Origin of the sequence: Mesorhizobium sp. M4A.F.Ca.ET.090.04.2.1, from assembly GCF_003999085.1 — a bacterium.
GTDB lineage: Bacteria > Pseudomonadota > Alphaproteobacteria > Rhizobiales > Rhizobiaceae > Mesorhizobium.
Genome location: NZ_RZOT01000781.1, coordinates 1 through 1,839, shown reverse-complemented (window position 1 = coordinate 1,839; position 1,839 = coordinate 1). Strand labels below are relative to the sequence as shown.

Sequence of the window (1,839 nt, the reverse complement as noted above, 5' to 3'; positions counted from 1 at the left end):
CGGGGGACGAAAATCGTGGCGGGGATCCTGTTGTCGGCAAGCGCCGGGAGGATGCGCGGATCGGTCTGGCCGCCGCAGGCGTCGAGCGTCAGCGCGACGCGGCCGCTGCCGCCAGCCTGCGGCTTCAGATGCAGCGTCGGCTCGACGAGCGGCGCGGCGCTGGCCGTGGACACGGCGCAAACCGACAGCGCGACCGCGCAAAGATGTTTTCGCAAGAGACGCATGGTCGATTTCCGGGCCGGCGGTCGAAGCGGGATGGTTGCAATATCCAGCCAGAAGACCCGCATCAAGGCGAAAATCGGGACGGCGCACGCGCGAAGGATAACGTCACGAGAATTTGCTTCAGGCGTAACGCGAGAGCGCGTTTGCCGTTTGCTTTTCGGTGCGCGCGAGGATCTCGCGCACGGCCTCGGCAACAGGCGCGACCTCCAGGCGCCAGACGCAGCACGCCTTGCTCGGATCCGTCCGCTTGCAAAAGTCGCTCGCCACGCATTCGCAAGGCATGGAGGGCTGCAGCGAGATGCTCGGCACGCCGACCGGCCCCCAGCGGATCGGATTGGTCAGCCCGTAGAGGCCGACGACCGGGGTTCCCGCTGCGGCGGCCATGTGCATGGGGCCACTTTCATTGCCGAGGAAAAGCCGCGCCTCCTTCAGCAGCGCCAACAGCGTTTCGAGCGAAAGCGCGCCGACAAAGTTGACGACCGGCGAGGCTGTCTTCGCGGCAATCTCGTCGGCCGGCTTGTGCTCGTCCGGGCCGCCGACGAGCACGAAGTCCAGGCTGGTCTCGCGCGCGATGTCGTCGATAACGGCAGCGAAGCGTTCCGGCTGCCACCGCCGGCCAAGAAAGCTCGCTCCGGCATGCACCGCGACAAAGGCCTTTCGCCTCAGATGGTACTTGTCCAGCAACGCAAGCGCGCGCGCTGTCTCCAAAGACAGTGGGCGGATGGACGGCGCTTTTATGCGCAGATCGACGCCAAGCGCCTCGAGTGGTGAAAGATAGCGGTAGAGATAGTGTCGCTCCCCGAAGCCGAACGGCCTGGCCCGTACGTTGGCCGGCTGACGCTCATGCCAGCGCAAGGGCCTTTCGGACGGATGATAGCCGACCCTGATCGGAGCGTTGACGAGGCCGCTGACGATCCGCGAGGTTTTCGAATCGGTCAGGTCGACCGTCATGTCGAAGCGGAACCGGCGCAGCCTGCGCACCATCGAATACAGCTCGCGCCCCCGCTGCAGCGGCGATCCGCGCATCATGGCGCGCCGGAACGTGACGACATCGGTCGCGATGCCGTGGGCGGTGAGGAAGCTGGCGAAACGCGCCTCGCAAAGGAACACGATCCCGACGCCGGGATATCCGAGCTGGAGGTTCCTGGCCAGCGCCGAGGCGAGAACGAGATCGCCGATGAACTTGGTCTGCAAAATGAGAATCGAGCGGACGGGGGCGGTGGATATCTGCAACATCTGTCTCGGGCACCGGAGGATCGGAGACCCTGGAAACTGGGCGGAAACGATGTCGAGATTGGGAGCCGTCACGCGCACGATCGCGTGACTTTGCTTACAAAACCGTGAGGTACGGGCCCCGTCAGCGGTGCCGACGGGCGACCGAAAATCAGCCCCGCGACGCTGCCTTGGCGACCTGAACAGCGGCCTGCGCCGCCGCCAGCCTCGCGATCGGCACGCGGTAGGGCGAGCACGAGACATAGTCGAGGCCGACCTCTTCACAGAAGCGGATCGACGAGGGGTCGCCGCCGTGCTCGCCGCAGATGCCGAGCTTGATCTCGGGTCGCGTCACCCTGCCCTTTTCGGCCGCGATGCGCACCAGTTCGCCGACGCCCTCTATGT

General features: G+C 65.7%; 2 protein-coding genes and 1 pseudogene. All 3 read right to left on the bottom strand.

Translation table 11 applies throughout. The features are described from left to right. A pseudogene (locus EN781_RS35630) lies at window positions 1-224 on the bottom strand (polysaccharide deacetylase family protein); the annotation flags it as partial. A gap of 118 nt (window positions 225-342) precedes the next feature. Further along, a complete protein-coding gene (locus EN781_RS31725) occupies window positions 343-1,416 on the bottom strand; it encodes a glycosyltransferase family 9 protein (protein WP_348627255.1) in 1,074 nt (357 codons plus the stop codon). 190 nt (window positions 1,417-1,606) lie between these two features. After that, window positions 1,607-1,839 (bottom strand): putative PEP-binding protein (locus EN781_RS31720; RefSeq protein ID WP_145965758.1); only part of this gene is annotated, 233 nt, incomplete at its 5' end.